The sequence below is a fragment of the Rhizobacter sp. P3_C12 genome, assembly GCF_056402735.1.
The window spans coordinates 1-1,235 of sequence record NZ_JBFUGW010000601.1 but is presented as its reverse complement, the minus strand read 5'-3'; the positions used below and the strand labels follow the sequence as shown (position 1 = coordinate 1,235).

Sequence of the window (1,235 nt, the reverse complement as noted above, 5' to 3'; positions counted from 1 at the left end):
CTGAAGGCGGATGCGATGCCCAAGGCCAGTGGCGCCAGGGCAGGGGACTTGCAAGAACGGAATGCCATCGTACTTCCCGGTTTGGCGATGGCAGGTCGGCGCAACCGGGCCGCGGCAAAGAAGAGAGGATCCGCGGCACGACGCTTCCCTGCGCGAGGATTACCTCAGGCCGACAAGATAAATCTGTCAGCCCGTGGCGCGCCTGCGACAGCGCGCCACCGATCAGGTTCAAAGGGACTCTCTCAGCCGGTCACGAGAACGTGACCAGCACCCCTAGCGAAAGCCCGCCGGTTGAGTGGCGGGCAGGGGCGAATTTTGCACTATTTGAAAGTCGCGGCTGAGTGACTGATGGCGTGGTCGTCAAACGTCGAACCGCGGAGTACTGCTGGAGCGGGCACTCGTGCTTCCGGCGGCTACTCATGAGATGGCGACCTAGGCGCGGCTATCGCGTCGTGAGCCGATCGCTGCAATGCAGCGGCTGCGGTCGGTCGCCTCGAGCTATCGACAGGCCGCTTGCTGCCTCAATGCGGCCGCTGCGGCTTTCTGGAGGTAGCCGGAAGATCGGTCAAGCGAGGCAGCACCCGCGGATGGGCGTCAAAACGCGCTGTGCTGCCAGTGGAACTACTTGGTGTTGAACGTCCGCTGTGCGCCTTCGCGAACTGGCGCATTCGACCCAAAGCGGAAGTTGGCACAGGCTGTGCAAGCCTCTGGAAAGCGGCCGTTCAACTTTTGAGCTCAGCGAAGGGTTAGGTTCCGTACCTAGCGGCAGTACGCCTGGAGCGCAGGTAGTTTGCATCTGTAGTGCCAAGAGTAAGGGAGCTCACGCGGTACCTCTCCGCCGACCTTCGATCCAAGGTCCAGCGCCTTCTGAAAGGCATTAACCGCGAGCACCTGATCGCCACGATTGAGCGCTGTGTCACCCATGTCATCGAAGATGATCGCCTCGAGTTCTAGAAGACCGATGTCTGTAGCGCCAGTGCGCTTGGCCTCAGCAAGAAATGACCACATGGCTTCGTATGAACCACCCCAGCGTGGTGTCAGTCCGCGCATATAGCGGGCGCGGACTAGCCTGTTTGATGGGAGCATTTTTGTACTGGATGTCGTGGTCAAGTCTTTTCGGACACGCCAATGAGTTGGTTTGGGTTGAATCTCAGTGAGTGTGTTCGGCGTGACGCTCATGCTCGACGGGCGAGCGATAGCCGAGTGTGGAATGGAGCCTGACGGGGTTGTAGAAG

Annotated in this window: 2 protein-coding genes; both read right to left on the bottom strand. The window is 60.2% G+C overall.

Annotation, left to right across the window (positions count from 1 at the left end; translation table 11 throughout):
- Positions 1–232: hypothetical protein (locus AC1DXV_RS34845; RefSeq protein ID WP_477938077.1), on the bottom strand; the 232-nt coding region annotated here is incomplete at its 3' end.
- Positions 233–759: 527 nt separating this feature from the next.
- Positions 760–1,235 (bottom strand): hypothetical protein (locus AC1DXV_RS34840; RefSeq protein ID WP_477938076.1); only part of this gene is annotated, 476 nt, incomplete at its 5' end.